Source organism: Actinomadura alba (genome assembly GCF_014323705.1).
Classification (GTDB): domain Bacteria; phylum Actinomycetota; class Actinomycetes; order Streptosporangiales; family Streptosporangiaceae; genus Actinomadura_C; species Actinomadura_C alba.
Genome location: NZ_JABVEC010000010.1, coordinates 13,469 through 34,317, shown reverse-complemented (window position 1 = coordinate 34,317; position 20,849 = coordinate 13,469). Strand labels below are relative to the sequence as shown.

Genomic DNA, 20,849 nt, shown 5'->3' with positions numbered 1-20,849 from the left:
TTCCGTCATGGCCGGTGTGAGGCGACTGCCTCGTGTCCTTGCGGCGTGCGCCTACGACGATCAGATGGCGAAGGGGCAGACCAGCACGTATTCCGTACTCGCAGTCCTTCAACCCCATCCGCGGGCCCCCTGGTGACCGTTATCGACAGTACCGACATCCAATGAAAAAGGGCAACCAGTTGCCGTATGAGGCTTGGGAGCACAAAGAACACTCTTGGTCAGATGTTCCGCCGCTCGACCGTTAACGGCAAGATCCGAACCGTAGTGTCGAGCCGCATTTCGACCTGGAGGTTACGTACATGTTCCATGTTAGGAAGCGCGTCCTTGCCGGTGGCCTCGCAGTCGTCGCCGCGGCCGGCGCGTACGTCGGGCTCACCGGCGGCAGCACCCCCGCGGTCGCCGAGCAGGGCGCCCGTACCCCCGTCGTGATCGGCCACCGCGGTGCGAGCGGCCTGCGGCCGGAGCACACGCTCAGCGCGTACAAGGTGGCGATCTCGCAGGGCGCCGACTACATCGAGCCCGACGTCGTCGCGACCAAGGACCGCATCCTGGTCGCGCGGCACGACAACTGGCTGGCGGACACGACCGACGTCGAGAACCACCCGCAGTTCGCCGACCGTAAGAAGACCAAGACGATCGACGGCGTGAGCCGGACGGACTGGTTCAGCGAGGACTTCACGCTCGCCGAGATCCGTACGCTGCGCACCGAGGAGCGCATCCCGGCGCTGCGCCCGAACAACGCGGTCTTCAACGGGATCGACACGATCCCGACCGTCGAAGAAGTGATCAAGCTCGCCCGCGCGAACAACGTCGGCGTGTACCCGGAGACCAAGCACCCGACCTACTTCGACGGCATCGGGCTCTCCATGGAGGAGCCGCTGCTCGCGCTGCTGAAGAAGTACGGTCTCGACGACCGCAACGACAAGGTCTTCATCCAGTCGTTCGAGACCGCCAACCTGCGGGACCTCAGGCCCAAGACCAAGCTGCGGCTGATCCAGCTGATCGACGGCGCCGGTGCCCCGTACGACTTCGTCAAGAACAACGACCCCCGTACGTACTCCGACCTGGTCAAGCCGACGGGGCTGAAGTTCATCGCCTCCTACGCCGACGGCATCGGCGCCAACACCTCCCGGATCGTCCCGGTGGACGCCTCCGGGAACCTCGGGACGCCGACCACGCTGATCCGTGACGCCCACCGCCTCAAGCTGGACGTCCACACGTGGACGATCCGCGGTGAGAACCAGCAGCTGCCGGCCGACTTCCGGCAGGGCAACTCGAGCGCCCCGGGCTACGAGCGGGCCATCGGCGACGTGAACGGCTGGCTCGCCAAGCTCTACCGGCTGGGTGTGGACGGCGTCTTCTGCGACGACCCCTCGACCGGCGTCTCCGCCCGTACGGAGGTGTTCGGGTCCTAGGCCCGCGTCAGGGATGGAACCGAATGGGACTGTTCTCCCTACCGGAGGAGTCCGCTCGGCGGAATACCGGCCTCAAGCTCATTCGGTTCCATCCTCGACAAGGAGCCCAGCATCCTGACGCGCCCGTCTCCGCCCCTGGTGCCGTAGGGCGAGATCACTCCGGCGAGGCCACCGAGATCGGCGTTCTGAACACGCTCTCGCAAGCACGCTTTGCCGGGGGGCCCGCGGACCGGTAACCTGTGTGCGGCCTGATGGCATCCAGGAGGATTCGCCTAGTCCGGTCTATGGCGCCGCACTGCTAATGCGGTTTGGGTTTACCGCCCATCCGGGGTTCAAATCCCCGATCCTCCGCCCACTGATCAGGGCCTTCCTCATGTACACGCCGAGGAAGGCCCTTGATCGTCTATGGGGTCTTGAGGCCCCGGTTGCAGTTCCCGTTGCAGTTGCCACCCCTCGCCCCACAGGCGGCGGCCATCCGGTTGCCCGCGTCCTGGACCTGGGCGGCGGCCACGTGGGTGTAGCGCTGGGTGGTGGTCACGCGAGTGTGCCCGAGGACCTCCTGCACGACACGGATGTTGACACCCTGCTCGATCAACATCGTTCCGGCTGCTTGACGCGCTGCGGTACGAACCCTGCTCCCGACCAAAGGCCAGGCCAGGGACGCGATCTCGGACCTGGGCTTTGATCTTGATAGGGCCGATCTTCCGCCGTTAGGTCATCAGCGTCCCGGCGGTCAGCCGATGTCCGGGGTTGGGATCGCCCGGCTGAAGTCGCCTGCCTGCAACGCCTCGGTGGGGATCGACCAGTGCATATCGCCGCCGTCGCCGCCAATACTCCATTCGTACCGCTGTTCTCCGGACGGTTGGAGGCCTCCGGACAGTTGGAGTAGGTGGTGATAGTCGTTGGGGTCCTCACCCCTTGGCAGTGCCCCCATCGGTGAGCCTCCCGCCGGTCGGCCGAAGGCGATGTCCTCGGAGTCGAGCGCGCCCGGCCGTTCAGACCAGTCGGTGAGCAACCCTTCGATGTAATGGCCGCGCATGGCCCTGGGTATTTCGTCGTATTGGCCGCGCATGGCCCTGGCCCTGGTTGTCTCGTTGGCCTCGGGTCCAAGGTCGAGGGTGTCCCAGGCCGGGTCCCAGGTGTCGGGGAAGGCGAATCCGGGCGATGCTGCCCAAGCGACCGGCGCGAAGACACTCGACCGGGCCGGTGGGTTCGTCCCAACGGCGTGCGCCGTACGGGCCGCTATCACCCTCCCCACCTGCGGGTCGCTGGTGTCGAACTTGTCTACCAGGTCCCACACGGCGGGGTCGCGCTGCTCGGAGTCGCTGTCCAGGTAGAAGAAGTTGAGCAGGCCTGTCTACTGTCTTGGTCCGTTGTGGATTTCGGCGCTCTTCGCCTGGCCCGGGTCCCGGCCGCCTCTGGCGATGAGCCACCGCTTCCGGCCATCTCCGGCGATCGCGCTCATGCTCTGGAAGAGTGTTGATCAATGGCTACAGATCGTCTTGAGCGGGCGTACGTCTCCCTGCAAGGCCTCGCCCTGGGTGACGCGCTCGGTTCCCAGTTCTTCGTTCCCGCCAACCGCCCCCTCCTGATGGCCCGGACGCTTCCCCCGGCTCCGTGGTCGTGGACGGACGACACCGAGATGGCCTGTGCCGTGGTGGCCGAGCTGGCCGCCGCGAACGGCCGGATGAATCAGGACCGGCTGATCGCCCGGTTCGCCGAGCACTACGACTTCGACCGTGGCTACGGGCCGTCGACGAACCGATTCCTGCGCCGGGTACGGGACGGCGAGGACTGGCGCCGCCTGCTGGACGAGCTGTTCGACGGGCAGGGGTCCTGGGGCAACGGCGGCGCCATGCGCGTCGCTCCCCTCGGCGCCTACCACGCCGGTGATCCCCCGGCGGCCGCCGATCAGGCGATGCTGTCGGCGACCGTTACGCACACTCATCCCGAAGCGGTCGCCGGCGCGATGGCCGTGGCCGTCGCCGCCTGTCTCGTCGCGGGCGGCGAGACCTCACCCGGCCCACTGATCGACGCGGTCGTCCGGCACGTGCCGCCGGGACGCGTTCACGATGGGCTGCTTCAGGCCCGGCGGCTGCTGACCCTCCGCGACCCCAGGACCGTCGCCGACGAGCTCGGCAACGGACGTGAGGTCAGTGCCCAGGACACCGTTCCCCTTCACCATCTGGGCGGCGGCCACCCACCTGCGCGACTTCCAAGCCGCGGTCTGGGACACCGCCCAGGCCGGGGGCGACATCGACACCACCTGCGCCATCGTCGCAGGCATCGTCGCCGCCCGCCTGCGACCCGACGACCTCCCGAAGGCGTGGATGGATGCCGCGGAACCCCTGCCGTGGTGGGCCGGGCCGGGACTGACGAGCGACGACAGGCGGTAAGGCACGCGCACAATCCGCGCCGTGCCCGGCGCGTTGAAACCGTGCCCGGCGCGTTGAAATAGCCTCGTGCCTGAGCCGGTTGTCATCCATCACAGGGTCGACCAGGTCGCGGAGGCACAGCATGGATCTCGGACGCGTGGGCATCTGGAACGTCGGGCTTCACTCGGAGGATCCGCAGGCGCGTGGTGAGATCGCGGAGGCGATCGCCGAACTGGAGGAACTCGGGTACGGAACGATCTGGCTCGGCGGCAGCCCCGGCGTGCAGCACGCCGTACCTCTGATCGAGGCCACGTCGAGGATCGTGATCGCCACCGGGATCCTCAGCATCTGGGAGTACGAGGCGGCGGACGTCGCCGCGCGGCACCTCCAGCTGGTCAAGGAGCATCCCGGACGCTTCCTCCTCGGCCTCGGCGTGAGCCACGGCATGCTCGTCGGCGACGACTACCGCCGCCCGTACGGCGCCATGATCGACTATCTGGACCGGCTCGACACGGCGGGAGTGCCGCAGTCCGAGCGAGTGATCGCCGCGCTGGGCCCGAAGATGCTGGCGGCCGCCCGGGACCGTTCGGCCGGCGCCCACCCGTACCTGATCAACGTCGACCACACCCGGACGGCGCGCGAGATCCTCGGCGCCGGGCCGCTGCTGGCTCCCGAGGTCAAGGTCGTGCTCGACACCGACCTCGGCCGGGCGCGCGACACCGCCCGCGGCCATCTGGAGTTGTACCTGCAGCTGCCCAACTACACCGGCAACCTGCTGCGGCTCGGCTTCACCGAGGAGGACCTGCTCGACGGCGGCAGCGACCGGCTCATCGACGAGATCTTCGCGTGCGGTGATCTCGATGCGGTACGTGATCGGATGGCGGCGCACTTCGATGCCGGGGCCGACCACATCGCCCTGCAGGTGATCACGAACGACCGGGTGCAGCTGCAGCGCGATCAGTGGCGTGAGCTCGGCACCGTCGCGCGGGAGTCCTGAAGGCACAGTCCTGTCGAACCGATATCCGGCACCTCGGTTACAACGTTCCAACCGTGCGGGCCTATCTTGTCTTGGCGGCGCGTCACCTGGTCAACGACGCCGACTCACCAAGGCCGTCCGGACACTGGAGCGCACCATGTATGAACTGCTGGCCGAGGTCGTACGCAACGACTTCGTCGAGAGCGTGCACTTCGGCGCCGTCGCCGGGCTGGCGCCGGACGGGACCCTCGCGTACGCACGCGGAGACGTCGAAGCGACGATGCTGCCCCGGTCGGCCGTCAAGCCGTTCCAGGCGGCGGCCTTCCTCGTGGCGGGCGCCCCGCTCACCGGTGAGCGGCTCGCCATCGCCGCGGGCAGCCACACCGGCCAGGAGTTCCACGTCAAGACCGCAGAGGCGGTTCTCGGCGACGCGGGCCTCGGCTTCGACGCTCTGCAGTGCCCGCCGAGCCTGCCGATGGACGACTCGGCCAAGGCGTCGGTGATCCGAGCGGGCGACGGCCCGCGGCGCGAGTACATGAACTGCTCCGGCAAGCACGCCGCGATGCTGGCGACCTGCGTGGTCAACGACTGGCCCGTCGGCTCCTACCTGGAGCCGTCGCACCCCCTCCAGCGGCTCGTGCGTACGTCGCTCGCGGAGGTGGCCGGTGAACACCCGGAACCCGTGGCGGTGGACGGGTGCGGCGCGCCGCTGTTCGGGCTCTCGCTGCTCGGCCTTGCGCGGGCCGCTCAGGCTCTGGTCGCCGCCACCGATGGACCCGCGTACGCGGTGGCCCAGGCCATCCGGGAGCATCCCGAGTACGTCGCCGGCATCGGGCACGTCGACACCGAGCTGATGCGCGCGCAGCCCGGGATCATCGCCAAGGGCGGCGCGGAGGGCGTTCTGCTCACCGCCACGCCCGAAGGCCATGTGGCGGCGGTCAAGGTGGCCGATGGCGGCTCTCGCGCCACCACGGCCATCGCGCTGGCCGCCCTCAGCGAACTCGGAGCCGACGTCTCCGGCGCCGCGTCACTGCGAACCGTGCCGGTTCTCGGCGGCGGCCGCCCTGTCGGCCGGATCCGGGTCCCCCGCACCACCACCTGAGGGGACCTGGCGCGGCGGCGGCCCAGCTCAGATCCAGCCCATCTTCTCGGCGGCACGGACGGCGCCGAGCCGGTTGGACTCGCCGAGCTTGGCCATGGCCCCGGAGAGGTAGTTGCGGACCGTTCCCTCGGAGAGATGCAGGGTACGGGCGATCCGGCCCGTGTCAACGCCCTTGCCGGTGAGCCGCAGCACATCGCGCTCCCGCTCGGTCAGCGGGTTGTCGCCCGCGGCCATCGCGGTCGCGGCGAGGTCCGCATCCAGGTAACGGCCGCCCGCGTGCACCTTGCGGACGGCCGCCGCGAGGACGTCCGCGGAGGCGTCCTTCGCGACGAAGCCTCGGACGCCCGCCGCCATCGCCCTGCGCAGATACCCGGGCCGGCCGAGGCTGGTCAGAATGCACACGGCGCATCGGGCGCCGGTGTCCCTCAGCTGCTCGGCAACGGTGAGCCCGTCGGCACCGGGCATGTCGATGTCGAGAACCGCCACATCGGGATCGTTCCGTTCGACGGCGTCGGCGACCTCGTCCCCACGTCCGACCTCGGCCACCACTTCGAGGTCGGGCTGCAAGCCGAGCAACGCGGCCACCGCACCGCGGATGAGGTGCTCGTCATCGGCCAGCAGGATGCGGATCACGCCACCCTCTCCCCCCTGCCCGTGGTCAGCTCCTCGGTCTCCGCCGGATACCCCGGGTGCCCGGGACGGGGGAGCGGTTCGGGCAGTGGCATCGCCACGCGCACCAGGAACCGGCTCTGAGCGGCGTGTTCGGCGGTGATCGTGCCACCGAGTTTCGTCACCCGCTCGCTCAGCCCGGTCAGCCCGCTGCCGGCCTCGCCACCCGCCGGATGCGCCCCGTCGTTCACCATCTCCAGTACGACCGAGTCGGCGAAGGCCGTGAAGGAGATCTCACAGCGCCGCGCGTCGCTGTGCTTGAGGATGTTGGTCGCTCCCTCGCGTACCACCCAGGCGAGCACACCGCGCACGTCGGGCGGCAGATCCGCGGGCGGCTCGGCGACCGTGCAGCGCACCCCCGCCGCCTCCAGTACGCCTCGTACGCCGGCCAGTTCCGCGTCGAGTTCGACGACGCGGTAGCCGCGCACTGCGGCGCGCATTTCACGCAGCGCTTCGCGAGCGGCGTTGCGCACGTCGCTCATCTCGGTCTTGGCGCGGGCGGCGTCACCATCGGCCATCCGGATGGCCAGCTCGCTCTTGACCGCGATCAGCGACAGGTTGTGCCCGAGCAGGTCGTGCAGGTCGCGGGCGAACCGCAGCCGTTCCTCGGTGACCGCCAGCCGGGTCTGCGCCTCCCGGGCCGCGTAGGCCTCCTGGATCAGGTCCCACAGCCATTTCTGCAGATAGTTGGCGCCCACCATGGCAGCGCAGACCGCCAGGAGAAGGCCGAACATGACCGGCCACATGTACCAGTGGGGCGGTACCTCCGACGCGGGCAGTGACAGCAGCGCGCCCACCGCCGCGACCCCGGCGCAGAGCGCGATGACCTTTCGGCGCGACGATATGCCGAGGGCGACGATCGACACCCAGGCGGGCCCGATGATGATCCACCGGGTATCCGTGACCACCAGGACGCTGAGCGCCGCGGCGAGCACGCCGCTCGCCACGACGTCCCCGAGCCGCATGCGGCCGGTGAGCACGGTGCCGCTCATCCGTACGTAGAAGACGAGGAACGCCACCAGCCCGGCGGTGGCGAGGAGGCTCAGCGGCACACCGGCGCCGCCCTCGCCATAGGCCGACGCCAAGGCCATGCCCAGCACCATGGCGATCACGAACACCGCGGACACGAACGTCGACAAGACCACCCGGCGGGCCTTCTCCAGCCGCCGTGTCGCATGCGCCGCTATGCCGGCCGACGTCTGCGCACTCACAAGTCCGAATCCTCCCAGTCCCGTAACCTTACGCTGGTCAGGCCTTCCGGGGCTCCCAGCGGAACCAGCGCCGGGCCGCGTACGTGCCCGTGACGATCCACACCACGAGGAGCAGGAGGCCCCGTCCGCACGCGGCCCACGACTCGACGAACCCGAGCTGCTCCCGCCCCCCGCCGAAGGTGAAGTCCTGGCCGAGATAGGCGGTACGGGCGATATCGACGACCGGAGTGAGGGGGAGCGCTCTCGCGATCGGCTGGAGGGCGTCGGGCAGGCTGCCCAACGGGAACATGAAACCGGACCCGGCGATACAGACGATCATGATGGGCAGGACTGTCATCTGGGCCAGTTCCGTGGTGGGGGTGACCCCGGACAGCGCGAGCGCCAGCAGGGCGAACACCACCGTGCCGAGGACCATGGCCAGCACGAGCAGGAGCGGGTTGGCGGGGGCACCGGCGCCCAGCGCAGTGGCGATGATGACGATGACCACACTCACCTGGGCGAAGTAGAGCAACGCAGCGCTCACCACACTGCCGCCGAGGATCTCGATGTCGGACAGCGCGCCACCGCGCAGCCGCTTGAGCGTGAGCTCCTCCCGCCGGGCGGTGAAGACGTTCACCAGGTTGATGAACACCGGGAAGATCAGAAAGAAGGCGATGTCGCCGGTGGCGGTGTAGAGCACCGCGTCCAGCCCGGCGGTCTTGTTCCCGTTGTCACGGGAGATCAGCAGCATCGCCCCGAAGAACAGCGGCACTCCGATCACGCTGAACAGCGCCGTGCGGTTGCGCCACAACAGGGTCAGGTCGAGCCGGGCGATGCGCAGCAGATACCGCACATGCACCGGCTGCAAAATCAGGTTCCGCGAGCCGAGCTCGGGGGACTTCAGGAGGCTCATCGGTCGTCCTCTCCGGGGGTCTGCCCCACCACGTGCAGGAAAACGTCTTCGAGGGACGCGCTGCGCACCTGCAGCCCGGCCAGGGTCAGGCCACGCCCGTCGGCCCAGCTCAGCAGCTCGCCCAACGCGCGCTGCAGGGCGGCCGCCTCGGTCAGCGTGTAGGTCGCGACGGTCTGACCGCGGTTCACGGCGACCTGAGCCTCGACGCTGCGGCCGGGCAGCGCGAGCGGAGGAAGCTCGGCCACCGGCACCTGCGCGGGGACGTGGAAGCCGATCCGGTCACCGTGGCCGGCCAGCACCTCCCCCACCGTGCCGGCGACCTCGATCCGGCCGTGGTGCATGATGGCCAGCCGGTCGGCGAGTTGCTCGGCCTCTTCCAGGTAGTGCGTGGTGAGCAGAACGGTGGTGCCGTCGGCGACCAGATCCCGGATGACCTGCCAGGTGGCACGGCGGGCCTCGGGGTCCATGCCGGTGGTCGGCTCGTCCAGGAAGAGCACCTCCGGCCGTCCCACGATCGCCAGCGCCAGGTCGAGGCGGCGCTTCTGGCCACCGGACAGCTGACGGACCCGTACCTTCTCCTTCTCCCGCAGCCCGGTCAGCTCCAGGACCTCGGCGCGATCACGTCGTCGTGGCGTCAGGTCTCGCCACAGGTCGATGGTCTCGGCGACATTGAGATCGCTGAAGAAGCCGCCCTCCTGCAGCATGACGCCCATGTTGTGCCGGACCTTACGGCGGTCGCCGTGCGGGTCATGGCCGAGCACGCGCACCGTCCCGGCATGTGCGGACCGGTAGCCCTCGAGAGTCTCGAGCGTCGTCGTCTTCCCGGCCCCGTTGGTGCCGAGCAGGGCGAACAGCTCCCCTGGCCGCACCTCGAACGACACGCCTCGTACGGCCTCGAAATCGCCGTACCGCTGCCGCAGATCCGCCACCTCTATGGCGCTTCCCGTATGCATGCCCCCACCTTCGTGGACCTGCCGGCCGGCCAGTAGACGTCGCTGTCACCACCCGTGGCCGCGCCTGTCATGTCACCGGTATGACATCTGTCATCGACCGCCGGCCGCGCGGCGGAGCGAGGACCGTCACCATGCGGAACGCACGGGCGGCCAAGAGGCCAGTGACAACGAATGGCCGCAGCGCAAGAATCCCGTTCTAAGACTTCCGGGACATGGAGGCGCTGTGTGGAGCACGATGCAGGACTTTCCCCTGACGGTCACCTCGATCATGAGATACGGAACGTCGGCGTACGGTACGGGCGAGGTCGCCACCTTCACCGGTGATGGGCTCCGCCGCACCTCGTACGCGCAACTCGGGAAGCGCGCCGCCCGTCTCGCCGGTGCGCTGCGACGGCTGGGCGTGGACGGCGACCAGCGCGTCGCGACCTTCATGTGGAACAACACCGAGCACCTCGAGGCCTACCTGGCGGTCCCCTCCATGGGCGCGGTGCTCCACACGCTCAACATCCGGCTCTTCGCCGACCAGCTCGTCTACATCGCGACCCATGCCGAGGACCGGATCGTCATCGCCGACGGCTCGCTCGTGCCGCTGCTGGCGACCGTCCTGCCGCGGATGGAGACCGTACGGCACGTCATCGTGGTCGGCGAGGCCGATGTCACGCCACTCGCGCCGGCCGGCAAGGAACTGCATTCGTACGAGGAACTGCTCGCCGAGGCGCCGGACTCCTTCGACTGGCCCGAGGACCTCGACGAGCGATCGGCGGCCGCGATGTGCTACACGAGCGGCACCACCGGCCACCCGAAAGGTGTCGTCTACTCCCACCGCTCGGCGTTCCTGCACTCGATGTCGGTGTGCACCGGCAACGCGTTCGGGCTGACCGGCTCCGACAAGGTGCTGCCGGTCGTGCCGATGTTCCACGCCAACGCGTGGGGGCTGCCGTACGCGGCGCTGCTGGCGGGCAGCTCCCTGCTGATGCCCGACCGGTTCCTGCAGGGTGAGGCCCTCGTACGGCTGATCGAGGCCGAGCGGCCCACCATCTCCGGCGCGGTGCCGACCATCTGGGGCGAGGTCCTGCGATATGCCCAGGAGCACGGCTCGGACCTGACCTCGTTGCGGATGGTGCCCTGCGGCGGGTCGGCCGTACCCGAGTCGCTGATGCGTGGTTTCGACGAGGTCGGCGTACGGATCGTGCACGCGTGGGGGATGACCGAGACCTCGCCGCTCGCGTCGATCGCGCACCCGCCGGTCGGCGCCTCGGAGGAGCAGGCGTGGTACTACCGGATGACACAGGGCCGCAGGATGGCCGGGGTCGAGGCGCGGGTGGTGGGCGACGGCGACACCGAGCTGCCGTCGGACGGCGAATCTGTCGGTGAGATCGAGGTACGCGGTCCATGGGTCACGGGCTCGTACTACAAGGACGAGGACCCGAGCAGGTTCCACGACGGCTGGCTGCGCACCGGCGACGTCGGCACGCTGTCACCCGACGGGTTCCTGGTGCTGACCGACCGGGCGAAGGACGTCATCAAGTCCGGTGGCGAGTGGATCTCGTCGGTGGATCTCGAGAACCAGCTGATGGCACACCCCGATGTCATCGAGGCCGCCGTCGTGGGCGTCCCCGACGACCGCTGGCAGGAGCGTCCGCTCGCATCCGTGGTGCTGCGCTCCGGGTCGACCGTGACGGCGGACGAGCTCAGCGGGTTCATCGCGGGACGGGTCGCCAAATGGCAGATACCGGAGCGGTGGACCTTCATCAGCGAGGTACCGAAGACGAGCGTCGGCAAGTTCTCCAAAACAACTCTCCGGCGGATGTACGCCGACGGTGAGTTCGAGGTGATTCATCTGGGGAGCGATGCTCCGGCCGACAGGCCCCGGGCGCCGATCACTCGACCGGACATCCCAACGGTTCCCTAGCGACACCGGGTGCTTCCGGCTCGTGCCTCAGGTGAGCACGGAGCCCGCCCAGCTGACCGCGACAGAGTAGGAGCGGCCGCCCGTACTGTTGATCGTGACGGTGGCCTCTCCCTGCAACTGGATCAGCGCACGGTCGAACTCGATGCCGAGCCGTACCCGGCCGTTCTTGGAAATCCGTCCGCTCGTGGCGGACAGCGTGAGCTGCGGGCTGGACGCCTGCGCGCTCCAGGTCACGGCCCCCATGGACGCGAACAGGTCGAGGTGGGTCTCCCGCTCACCGGGGCCAAGGATGACCTGGGTGGCGCTGAGCCGCAGGCGGCCCGGTTGAGGCGGCGTGCTCGGAGTCCGCGGCCCTGGCGAAGGCGTCTTCAACCTGCCTTCGGTCTGCGGTGCCGCGACGGGGGGACGTCCGCCGGGATCCGCCGACCCGGGAGGGGACGCCGGCATCCGGTTGGGCATGGACTGCGTCGGACCGGGCGGCGACGGTGTCTTGGGCTTCGGCCCGGTCGGCCAGTAGAACTGCGGACCCGGCAGATCCGGGCCGATCAGCAGTACGGCGACGGTCGCCGTGATCAACGCTCCGGCCATGCCGCCCGCCGCGAACATCCACCGCCGGGCGAACGGCGGCGTGACGTCCGGCTGGCGAGGCAGCCCCTGCGTGGTGAGGTTGCCGCCCCGGCCGGCGATGTCCGCGCGATAGCCCGCCAGCTCCGGGTCGGTACCGGTGTGGACGACCCGGCGGCGGAGCGCGGCCGGTGGAGCGAGTGCCTGCCCGAGGTCGAGCAGGGCGGTGAGTGACACCTGGTGACGCCGTTCCCCCGCCCCTCGGGCGGAGCGGTCCGAACGATCGGAGCGATAGGAACGGAAATCGTGACCGCGGCGGCCCGATCGGCCGAAACTGTGCGGGCGGCCCGTGTCTTTGCGGCGCCCCGCAAGGCCCGCCAGGCCGGCCAGGTCGGCGCCGCCCGGATGAGACCCCTCGCCCGCGGACGGCGTGGCCGGCAGCGACTTGCCCGCCGGCTCGATGATCGTCTTGTCTGACTCGCCGGAGTCACCTTGCTCCGCGACCTCGGCCTGGACCTTCCCGGTGGGGGGCGTCCCGGTCCTGCGCTCGCCCGCGCCCTGCCAGGACAGCACACGCAGTTCCGCGGTCATCGCCGCCTCGGCCTGAGCGCGTGCTCGGGCGAGCCGGGCGGCGGCCCGCCGGCCGGACACTCCGAGCGTCGCGGCGAGGTCATAGCCGGTCACGTCATGGCGGAGCGCCAGGAGCAGCACCTCCTGCTCCGGAAAGTCCAGTCTGGCGAGTGTCAGTTCGAGCAGTTCCCGACGCTCGGCGAGGGTGAGGCCGGAACGGTCGGTCTCCTCGGCCTCGGCGGCGGCCTCGTCACCGGGCGCTCCGGTGCCGAGGGGGTCGTGCGCGGGAGTGGCGTCGCAATCCGAGTCGGAGGTCCACACCCAGTGCAGGCCGCCGCTGCGCCCGCGTTGCAGGCAGCGCCGGCGTGCGGCACCGTACAGCCAGGCTCCCAGGCGCATCCGGTCGCGCAGCCGCGGCGCACGGCGGCAGGCGTCGATGAGGCAATCGTGGACGGTGTCGGCCGCGACCTTGGAATCGCAGATCAGCGACACACAGTAGTCGTATAGTCGCTCTGCGTAGGTGTCGTAGAGTGCGATAAGGGTGTCTTCGTTGCCTTCGTTCAAACCCCTGACCAACCTGCGGTCAGCGTCGGGGTCGAAGGGTGACCACCTTGACATGCGCGCTCCCGACACCTAGCGGCGCAACTTGCTTACACCAGACACACCTGGCGGCACAACTAGATCATCAGAACTGGACTGCATCACCGAAACACCATCACAACTGGCCACTGTTGCCCCGCCATATCCTGCCCGCATTCTCGCGGCAGGACATATCACCCGATGCGGACGACAAAGGAAGCGTAGGCGTCACGGGCCGGTTGATCAACGCCGGATCGGAACCTCGTCAGTCGTCTCCGGCGTGATCGCCGTGCGGGTGCGGAGCCGGCACCGCGCCGGCGAAATCGTGCTCCAGCGCCGCGTCCTCCCTGAGCTTGGCCATGGCCCGCGACACCGTGCTCTTCACGGTTCCGACGCTGATGCCGAGAATGTCGGCGATCTCCGCCTCGGACATGTCCTCGTAGTAGCGGAGCATCACCGCGAGACGCTGCCGCTTCGGCAGCTTGTCGAGCGCCCGGCCGAGCGCGTCGTGCAGCTCGCTGCGCCGGGTGTGATCGTCGACGGGTTGCTCGGGGAGCTCGTCGGTCGGATAGACCTCCAGTTTTCGCCGCCGCCACCAGGAGATCTGTGTGTTGACCATGGCGCGGCGCACGTAACCGTCCACGGCGGCCCGGTCGTTGATCCGGTCCCAGGCGAGGTAGGTCTTGGCCAGCGCGGACTGCAGCAGGTCCTCGGCCTCGGCCCGGTCGCTGGTGAGGAGCATCGCCGCCCGGAGCAGGGTGGGCCCGCGAGCCGCCACATAGTCGCGGAACTCCTCGTGCTGAGCCTTGCTCACGTCACCACCGACCCCAGGGGATTGAGGGAGGTTCTGTCCGAACGGTGCCGTGCGGGTGTCCATGCGACCTCCGGAGCGACATCCGGGGACACTGCGCACAACATGCCGATGACTCTGACGATCGCACGAAGATCGTAATTCTGGCTCAACAGAAAAGCCATATTCGGGTCAACCAGTGGAGGAACTTCCCCACCAAGTGCATAGAACCTCTACTCCAACACTGGCGAATGTGGACAGAAACGTCGACAGGCTTGTGCATTTGAGCAACGCTTGACGCGTTGTCACGATCGCAGTGTCCATGGGCCGCCTCACCCACGCCGGGAGTGCTCATGCCGCAACCCCGCAGTCACTCCGAAGTGGTGCCAGGTCATATCGGTGAGGTGCGCCGTCGCCGCCGGGCGGCCGTGCTGGGCGACCCGAGCCCCGCGGCGCCGATCATCGACCGGCCACCAATACGCTCCGTGACCGGCACGGTGGTCGAGGCCGGGCCGGAGTTGCTGGTGCTGCGCACGAACGACAGTGATCACGACCACGACCACCAGGAGAAGCGGCTGTGGATCTCGTCCGACACGACAGCCTGGTACGGAGGGCCCGCCGGGATGGCCGCCGTGCGCCCCGGTCGTGAGGTGATCGTACGAACCACCGCCGACGGCCTCGGGGCCGACCGGATCTGGGTCGACATCGTCCGGGTGACCGGCACGATCATGGTTGCGGCCAAGGGATTCGTCGAGGTCGACGCCGGCCGGCATCGCGGACGCGTACGCGTCGCCATCCCCCCGCAGGCGCTGAGCCGGGTGCTCGTCCGGCATCCGCGCCTCGAGCCGGGCTATCTCCTCGATGTGATCGGGATCCGGTCATCGAGCGGGCCGCTCGCCCTGCAGCCCGGAACATCGCAGCCGGGATATCGCGCCGGCGAAGGCGGTTCGCCGAAGACCACCGGAACGGTGTCTCGTGAACTTCGGGGCACCGCCACCTGGTACAGCGGGGAGGGCCACGGAGCCGCCTACCCCGCCCTCGATCCGGAAGGTCAGGCGGGCGGCTGCCCGGACGCACCGACCAGCTGCGCCGGTCTGCCGTTACTCTCCCACGGCAGCGACCTGCTGGTCGGCAACGAGTGCGCCAAGCGGTCGGCCACCGTCACGGTGACCGAATGCGGCTGTACGGCGGCGCTCTACTGCGACCGTTGCGTCGAGTGCGGTACGTCCAGACGCGGGCGGATCGTCGAGCTCACCGCCAAGAGCTTCGTCGATCTCGGCGGAGAGCTCGAGAACGGCTGCTTCAACGCCACGGTCACGGTGGGGTGACCCATGGTCGAAGCGTTCCAGAGCAGCCAGCTCCTGCTCATCTCCGCCGCGCTCATCACCGCCTGCCTGTCCAAGCTGGCGAACCCGGGCACACGTCCCCGTACGATCCACGGGGTCACGGCGTCCCCACCCGTCCTCGCGGTGCGGGACAGCCGGCCGATCGCGGTCGGCCTGGCCCTGACGGAGGGTGCTCTGGGCGTGGCCCTGCTCGTGACCCCGCATCCATCGGTACGGGTGGTCACGATCATGGGATTCGCGTCCGCGACCTGGGTGGTCAGTGAGCTACGGACGCACCGGCCCGAGGACGGCTGCGGCTGTTTCGGCGCACTGAGCGCCGGCCGGATCGGGATGCGCTGTGTCGTACGGACCGCGCTGTTCACCGGAGCGGCGATCATCGCCCTCGGCGTGCCGTACACCGGGATCGACGTGCTCCGGGCGAGCCTCGGCTGGGGCGGCGTCGTGCTCGCCGCCGAGATCCTCATGTTCGTCGCCCTGTCCCCGGAGGCGGACGGGCTGCTGGGCCGCCTCCGATCTTCGGCGCCGTGCGAACTGCGCACCGCTCCTCTCAGCGAGACCTACCGCATGCTGCGGGCGAGCGACGCCTGGCGGGAGCACGAGAACCTCCTCGCCGGCCGCGAACCCGTCGACGTCTGGCGGGAACTGTGCTGGCGGTTCGTCGCCTATGAGGGCCGGGTGGCCGGCCGGGAAGTCGAGATCGTTTTCGCGGTCTCGATGGAGGAGCGCCATCCGGTCGTGCGCGGCGCGGTGTTGGCGAACCCTGATCGCGATGGCTCGGCAGGCGCGACCGTGGCCGGGAGCACGCTGTCTTCCGCCGCGGGCGGAGAGCACGACAGGACCGGCGAGGGGTGCCAGGGCCGCGTCCCACGCGGGAGCGGGGATGAGGAACCCGGCCCTGACGGGGACGGCGGTGAGGGCGATACGGGCGAGGACACCGGCCTGAGTCGGTTGGCCGTCGCCCCCGTGCGGAACCAGACGGCGCAGCGATCCGCGCGGGTCAGTGAACGGAGCCGCTGACCGGTCCTTCTGAGCCCTTCTGTCCTTCTGTCCTTCTGTCCTTCTGTCCTTCTGACATTGGGCTCTCTGGCACTGTCTAAGGCTCTCTAGCGCTGCCGCTAGGGATGTCTAGAAAACCTCAGAGAACGATCGGCGCGGCACTCGATGTACCTTTATGTCCCTCTCTAGCGGCAGCACTAGACATCCTTAGAGAGCTGTAGCGACCACATCGCCACGCCGTCGCCCGGTCAGCGCGGTCTCAGCGTGCCTGTGCTTCCAGCTCTCCTAGGCGGGTTGGGCACGTAGGAACTTGCCGAAGTGCGGAACGGTGAAGGCCACCAGACCGCGTTCGGCGCTGTAGATCAGCCCCTTCTTGATCAGTCCGTCGCGGGCCGGTGACACGCTCGACGGCTTCCGGCCCAGCTCGTCGGCGACCGACGCGGTCGCCACCGGATCGTCGCCCAGCATCGCCATGGCCCGCATGTAGTCGCGTTCGGCCGGGGTGGCGCGCTCGTAGCGGCTGCCGAAGAAGCCGACGGCCAGCTCGGTCTCGGCCTCTGGGGCGGCCACCTTGATGTCCTCTGTGGTGATGGGCGTCTCGGGGGCGAGATCCCAGACCACCTTGGCGTAGGCCTGCACGAAGTACGGATATCCGTCGGCCGCGTCGTAGAGCGCGTCGAGGGCGTCCTTGGTGAACGTCACGTCCTCTCGCTCGGCCGGGGCGAGCAGCGCGAGGTCGGCGGACGCGCGGTCGAGCCGATCGATGCGGGCGTAGCGGAACAGCCGCTCGGAGTAGGACTTGCTCGCCGACAGGACCGCCGGCAGATGCGGCAGCCCCGCGCCGACCACGATCAGCGGCCCGCCGGTCTGCGACAGCTCGTGGCAGGCCGCGCAGAGCGCGGAGACGTCGTCGGGCGGGATGTCCTGCATCTCATCGACGAAGAGCCCGATGCCGACGCCGAGATCGGTGGCGACCGAAGCGGCGTCGACGAACAGTTCGGTCAGATCGATCTCGAGATCGCCCGAGTCGGCCCGGCCGCGGGCGGCGGGTACGTCGATGCCGGGTTGCCAGCGATGCACCCGCGCCTTGCCCTTGGCGCCGCTGTCCTCACCGGCCTGCGCGAACGCCTTGAGGACTCCGAGGAACTGCTCGATCCGGTCGGGTGCGCGGTGCCGGGGGGCGAGCTCACGAATCGCCATGTGCAGCGCGGCGGCGACCGGCCGGCGGATCGACTGATCCGGCCGAGCCTCGATCTTGCCGGTGCCCCACAGGTGCTGGATGGCCATGGATCGGAAGGCGTTGAGCAGCACGGTCTTGCCGACTCCACGCAGGCCAGTAATGATCATGCTGCGTTCGGGCCGCTCACGGGCCACCCGCTCGAGTACGACCTCGAACTGCCGCAGCTCCCGGTCACGACCGGCGAGCTCGGGCGGGCGCTGTCCGGCGCCGGGCGCGTAAGGATTCCGCACTGGGTCCACGGTCTCGGACTCTATGAGCCGATATAGCTGTGGCCGTAGATTTCCATAGAAAGTGCTACGGCGTGTCGCGCGCCGCCGTCGCGTGGTGCAGCGCACCGCCTCCGGCGTGGTGAGGGCAGCCACCATGCCCGCCTCCCCGTGCGGGATAACCGCAGGTCGAATCTCTGTTCGAGGAATTCGAACACAGTAGCCCACGACCGGCGCCCGCGTCACCGCGAACGGAAGGTTCGACTCGAAAATCTTTTCGGCTGCGCCCCGTCGACCGTCCGGCCGGCGGCCGGTTGACACCCGGGTCGACCGGGGTAAAAGATCCTGACTTGAGCCCTGACCGAGAAGCGGCGAATTTCGCGAAAAGAATAGTTGAAACTTAAATGGATGTCGTATACTAACGATATGGGTGAACCACGTTGGCTCGACGCTCGTCAGCAGCGTGACTGGCGGGCCTTCCTCGAGGGCAGCGTGCGGTTGTGGGACGTGATCGACCGTGACCTCAAGGCCAAGCACGGGCTGACCGGAGCGGAGTACGAAATCCTCGTACAGCTGTCCGAGGCGCCGGAGCGGCGTATGCGCATGGCCGAGCTGGCCGAGTCGGCCAGCCAGTCGCGCAGCCGGCTGTCGCACACCTGCGGCAGGCTGGAGGCCAAGAAGCTCGTCCACCGCGAGACCTGCCCGGGTGACAAGCGGGGCGTGTTCGCCGTGCTGACCGACGAGGGCTTCGCCACGCTCGACCTCGCCGCACGCGACCATGTCAACACCGTGCGGGAGTTCTTCATCGACGTGATGGAGCCGGGCGACCTCGAAGCGGTGGGCCGGGCCTTTCGCGCGGTGGCCGACCGCATCGCCGAGACACAGTGACCGGGCGGGCCGCGGTCAGGGATTGAGGCCGGTGAGAAATCCCGCCGATATCAGGGTCATGAACAGCCAGCCCAGCATCATGCCGACACCGAACGGCCGCCAGGCGCCCCGGATCTGCCATACGAGCAGACCGCCCAGGCCGAAGGCCAGCAGGAGCAGGGTCAGCATCTGAGGCAGCAGGCTCGGCGTCTCCTTCATCTGGAGCGGCGCGTACATCATCACGCAGTCGACCAGGATGAACGTCCCGAAGCCCGCGACCGTCGCGGCGAGGTCCCTGCACCCCGGCCCGTCCGCGTTCTGCCACGGCGGCCGGGCACGCCGGACCGGCTCCAGAGCCGACGTCAAGGCCGGCGGGTCCGGCACCGACCCGGACTTCATGGCGAACAGCTCGTCTTCGAGGCTGGGGTCCCCGCCTTCCCCCGCGCCCTGCCGCTCGGGCGAATCCGGCCGGTCGTCAGAACCCGGCCGGCCGCCCGGGTCCGGCTGCTCCATGCTCGGCTCACCCGAGCGCGGCTTTCTACGGTCCGGCATCCTCTGGCTCCCTGGACCGGGAGTGTTTGCTCGCACCGTAGCCAAAACCGGCGAAATCCCCCAGGGGCCGCACGTGATCTGTGTGCGCTGTGCGATCCTGCCGCTATGCGGGGGAAGCCGGGACTCGCCGTCATGGTGCTCGTCATCGAGGTCGCCGTCCTGCTGGCCGGATGTGGCCGGGAAGGCGAGCGGGGAGGGCCCGCCGGCAAGCCCCCGTCCGAGACCTCGCCTCAGCAGCCCCCTGAGGGGACCAGGAAGCCGGCCGCCGAGGAACCCGGACAGCGCCCCGCCGTCCAGAGGTTCAGCGGCACGATCGGCAAGATCCCATCGCGGAACACGGTGAAGTACTCATGGCGCCCGGGCTGCCCGGTTCCGCTCTCGCGGTTGCGCCTGCTGCGGATGACCTACTGGGGCTTCGACCGCCGGACCCACACGGGCGAGATGGTGGTGAACGCCAGGGTCGCCGACGATGTGGTCAAGGTGTTCCGGCGGCTGTACGACCAGCGCTACCCCGTCCGCCGGATGCAGCTCGTCGATGTCTACAAGGGCAGCGACTTCGCCTCGATCGACGCCGACAACACCTCCGCGTTCAACTGCCGGGCGGCGACCGGGTCGAGTTCCTGGTCACAGCACGCCTACGGTCTGGCCATCGACGTCAATCCGTGCGAAAACCCGTACGTCACCGGGAGCGGCCAGACGGCACACAAGCACTGCCGGAAGCACGTCGACCGCGCCCGGCGCAACCCCGGCGTGATCCGCGCCGGCGACAAGACCGTCCGGGCGTTCCGATCGATCGGCTGGGGCTGGGGCGGCGCCTGGTCGGGGACGAAGGACTACCAGCACTTCTCCTCCAACGGCCGCTGACCTCACCTGCGGCCGCCCGCCCCCGGGCCGGGACGGTCGTCATCCTGTGCCTCTCGACGACCGTCGCAGCGGCCACTCAGAGGGCGAAGACGGCCACCAACGCGATGAGGACGATGACGACGGCGGCGCCACCGAGGATCAGTCCGATGTTGGGCCCACCACCTGCGGCGCTCTCGGCCTCGCCGCCGCGCGCGAAGGCTCGGAACTGCTCGGTGTCCCCTGATGGTTCATTCTGGTATTCAGACATGCGAACGACCTTAACGAAGGATTCCACGGTCACTGTCGCCTTTCGGACAACATGTCTAAGATCAACACCGTTTCGCGCGAACGAGTCAGCGGTTCTGGTGCCCGGGGGTCAACGCGGCGGCCGCTCCAAGACCGATGAAAGTGCAGCCGGCCGCATAGCGCTCCCCACGCAGGAAGCGCGCGCTGCGGCGCGGCCACGGCCCCATCGCACCCGCCGACAGCGCGCAGCCACCGTCGGTGAACAGGCCCGGCAGCACGAACACCCGCGTTACCACGTACAGGGCGAGCGTCGATGTACTCGGCGTGGCGCCACAGGACCACGAAGCCCCCTGCCCGGCCAACTGACATACGACCGCCCACCGGTGCCGGCTCGGCATCGTCGGCCGGTGGACCCTGGGGAAGCGGTCCGGTGACTTCTCCCAATAACGGGTGTGAGCCACCGATTCGAGAGGGGGCACGTGGACGTGCCGATACGCACCGCAGCGTCGTGGCCGGCTGAGAGGTCGCGATGAGCGAAACGAGCG

Annotated in this window: 21 protein-coding genes and 1 tRNA gene; 10 read left to right on the top strand and 12 right to left on the bottom strand. The window is 69.0% G+C overall.

What is annotated here, in order from left to right:
* Nucleotides 1–299: 299 nt before the first annotated feature.
* Nucleotides 300–1,415 (top strand): glycerophosphodiester phosphodiesterase, encoded by a 1,116-nt coding sequence (locus tag HKK74_RS15040; protein ID WP_187243832.1) that lies wholly within the window; start codon nucleotides 300–302, stop codon nucleotides 1,413–1,415.
* A 261-nt stretch (nucleotides 1,416–1,676) separates the two neighbouring features.
* Nucleotides 1,677–1,766 (top strand) — tRNA-Ser (locus HKK74_RS15035).
* Nucleotides 1,767–1,818: 52 nt separating this feature from the next.
* On the opposite strand, the gene HKK74_RS15030 is transcribed toward HKK74_RS15035, so the two are convergent.
* Both HKK74_RS15030 and HKK74_RS15025 read right to left on the bottom strand, forming a co-directional pair.
* A complete protein-coding gene (locus HKK74_RS15030) occupies nucleotides 1,819–2,061 on the bottom strand; it encodes a tyrosine-type recombinase/integrase (protein WP_281397781.1) in 243 nt (80 codons plus the stop codon).
* An 87-nt stretch (nucleotides 2,062–2,148) separates the two neighbouring features.
* Nucleotides 2,149–2,715: a hypothetical protein gene (locus tag HKK74_RS15025; protein WP_187243830.1), complete on the bottom strand. Its 567-nt coding sequence runs from the start codon at nucleotides 2,713–2,715 to the stop codon at nucleotides 2,149–2,151.
* A gap of 186 nt (nucleotides 2,716–2,901) precedes the next feature.
* On the opposite strand from HKK74_RS15025, the gene HKK74_RS42120 reads away from it, so the two are divergent.
* The 3 genes from HKK74_RS42120 (at nucleotide 2,902) to HKK74_RS15010 (ending at nucleotide 5,868) form a co-directional block, all read left to right on the top strand.
* On the top strand, nucleotides 2,902–3,873 hold the full coding sequence (locus HKK74_RS42120) for an ADP-ribosylglycohydrolase family protein (protein WP_246491597.1): 972 nt from the start codon (nucleotides 2,902–2,904) through the stop codon (nucleotides 3,871–3,873).
* Nucleotides 3,874–3,932: 59 nt separating this feature from the next.
* Entirely contained in the window at nucleotides 3,933–4,787 is an 855-nt protein-coding gene (locus HKK74_RS15015; protein ID WP_187243829.1) for an LLM class F420-dependent oxidoreductase, read from the top strand.
* Nucleotides 4,788–4,923: 136 nt separating this feature from the next.
* Nucleotides 4,924–5,868, top strand: coding sequence for an asparaginase (locus tag HKK74_RS15010; protein WP_187243828.1), 945 nt, complete (start codon nucleotides 4,924–4,926; stop codon nucleotides 5,866–5,868).
* Between the two features lie 27 nt (nucleotides 5,869–5,895).
* Here HKK74_RS15010 and HKK74_RS15005 read toward each other — a convergent pair whose 3' ends face one another.
* From HKK74_RS15005 to HKK74_RS14990, 4 genes are read right to left on the bottom strand one after another with little or no spacing between them, the layout of a single operon-like run.
* A complete protein-coding gene (locus HKK74_RS15005) occupies nucleotides 5,896–6,501 on the bottom strand; it encodes a response regulator transcription factor (RefSeq protein ID WP_187243827.1) in 606 nt (201 codons plus the stop codon).
* On the bottom strand, nucleotides 6,498–7,748 hold the full coding sequence (locus HKK74_RS41420; RefSeq protein WP_187243826.1) for a sensor histidine kinase: 1,251 nt from the start codon (nucleotides 7,746–7,748) through the stop codon (nucleotides 6,498–6,500). Before HKK74_RS41420 ends, HKK74_RS15005 begins: the two co-directional genes overlap by 4 nt.
* 37 nt (nucleotides 7,749–7,785) lie before the next feature.
* Nucleotides 7,786–8,640: an ABC transporter permease gene (locus tag HKK74_RS14995; RefSeq protein WP_187243825.1), complete on the bottom strand. Its 855-nt coding sequence runs from the start codon at nucleotides 8,638–8,640 to the stop codon at nucleotides 7,786–7,788.
* Nucleotides 8,637–9,593: an ABC transporter ATP-binding protein gene (locus tag HKK74_RS14990; protein ID WP_187243824.1), complete on the bottom strand. Its 957-nt coding sequence runs from the start codon at nucleotides 9,591–9,593 to the stop codon at nucleotides 8,637–8,639. The genes HKK74_RS14995 and HKK74_RS14990 overlap by 4 nt, the downstream gene beginning before the upstream one ends.
* 235 nt (nucleotides 9,594–9,828) lie before the next feature.
* Here HKK74_RS14990 and HKK74_RS14985 point away from each other — a divergent pair, with 235 nt between their 5' ends.
* The gene (locus HKK74_RS14985; protein WP_222722285.1) at nucleotides 9,829–11,505 is read left to right on the top strand and encodes a long-chain fatty acid--CoA ligase; all 1,677 of its coding nucleotides are present in this window, start codon (nucleotides 9,829–9,831) and stop codon (nucleotides 11,503–11,505) included.
* 27 nt (nucleotides 11,506–11,532) lie between these two features.
* On the opposite strand, the gene HKK74_RS14980 is transcribed toward HKK74_RS14985, so the two are convergent.
* Both HKK74_RS14980 and HKK74_RS14975 read right to left on the bottom strand, forming a co-directional pair.
* Entirely contained in the window at nucleotides 11,533–13,257 is a 1,725-nt protein-coding gene (locus HKK74_RS14980) for an RNA polymerase sigma factor (protein ID WP_187243822.1), read from the bottom strand.
* 226 nt (nucleotides 13,258–13,483) lie between these two features.
* Nucleotides 13,484–14,032, bottom strand: coding sequence for a SigE family RNA polymerase sigma factor (locus HKK74_RS14975; RefSeq protein ID WP_312881492.1), 549 nt, complete (start codon nucleotides 14,030–14,032; stop codon nucleotides 13,484–13,486).
* A gap of 329 nt (nucleotides 14,033–14,361) precedes the next feature.
* On the opposite strand from HKK74_RS14975, the gene HKK74_RS14970 reads away from it, so the two are divergent.
* Nucleotides 14,362–15,336 carry a hypothetical protein gene (locus HKK74_RS14970; protein ID WP_246491596.1) on the top strand — a complete coding sequence of 325 codons (975 nt, stop codon included), beginning with the start codon at nucleotides 14,362–14,364 and terminating at the stop codon, nucleotides 15,334–15,336.
* A 3-nt stretch (nucleotides 15,337–15,339) separates the two neighbouring features.
* The gene (locus HKK74_RS14965) at nucleotides 15,340–16,371 is read left to right on the top strand and encodes a MauE/DoxX family redox-associated membrane protein (RefSeq protein ID WP_187243820.1); all 1,032 of its coding nucleotides are present in this window, start codon (nucleotides 15,340–15,342) and stop codon (nucleotides 16,369–16,371) included.
* A 264-nt stretch (nucleotides 16,372–16,635) separates the two neighbouring features.
* Here the strand turns inward: HKK74_RS14965 and HKK74_RS14960 are convergent, their stop codons facing one another.
* The gene (locus HKK74_RS14960) at nucleotides 16,636–17,820 is read right to left on the bottom strand and encodes a DUF8462 domain-containing protein (RefSeq protein WP_425544367.1); all 1,185 of its coding nucleotides are present in this window, start codon (nucleotides 17,818–17,820) and stop codon (nucleotides 16,636–16,638) included.
* Nucleotides 17,821–18,222: 402 nt separating this feature from the next.
* On the opposite strand from HKK74_RS14960, the gene HKK74_RS14955 reads away from it, so the two are divergent.
* Nucleotides 18,223–18,684 (top strand): MarR family winged helix-turn-helix transcriptional regulator, encoded by a 462-nt coding sequence (locus HKK74_RS14955; RefSeq protein ID WP_187243818.1) that lies wholly within the window; start codon nucleotides 18,223–18,225, stop codon nucleotides 18,682–18,684.
* 15 nt (nucleotides 18,685–18,699) lie between these two features.
* Here HKK74_RS14955 and HKK74_RS14950 read toward each other — a convergent pair whose 3' ends face one another.
* Nucleotides 18,700–19,215 (bottom strand): hypothetical protein, encoded by a 516-nt coding sequence (locus HKK74_RS14950; protein ID WP_246491595.1) that lies wholly within the window; start codon nucleotides 19,213–19,215, stop codon nucleotides 18,700–18,702.
* A gap of 105 nt (nucleotides 19,216–19,320) precedes the next feature.
* Here HKK74_RS14950 and HKK74_RS14945 point away from each other — a divergent pair, with 105 nt between their 5' ends.
* The gene (locus tag HKK74_RS14945) at nucleotides 19,321–20,079 is read left to right on the top strand and encodes a M15 family metallopeptidase (RefSeq protein WP_246491594.1); all 759 of its coding nucleotides are present in this window, start codon (nucleotides 19,321–19,323) and stop codon (nucleotides 20,077–20,079) included.
* 76 nt (nucleotides 20,080–20,155) lie between these two features.
* Here HKK74_RS14945 and HKK74_RS14940 read toward each other — a convergent pair whose 3' ends face one another.
* Both HKK74_RS14940 and HKK74_RS14935 read right to left on the bottom strand, forming a co-directional pair.
* Complete coding sequence (locus HKK74_RS14940; protein ID WP_187243817.1) at nucleotides 20,156–20,326, bottom strand: hypothetical protein; 171 nt, start codon at nucleotides 20,324–20,326, stop codon at nucleotides 20,156–20,158.
* Between the two features lie 85 nt (nucleotides 20,327–20,411).
* A complete protein-coding gene (locus HKK74_RS14935) occupies nucleotides 20,412–20,600 on the bottom strand; it encodes a hypothetical protein (protein WP_187243816.1) in 189 nt (62 codons plus the stop codon).
* Between the last annotated feature and the right edge of the window lie 249 nt (nucleotides 20,601–20,849).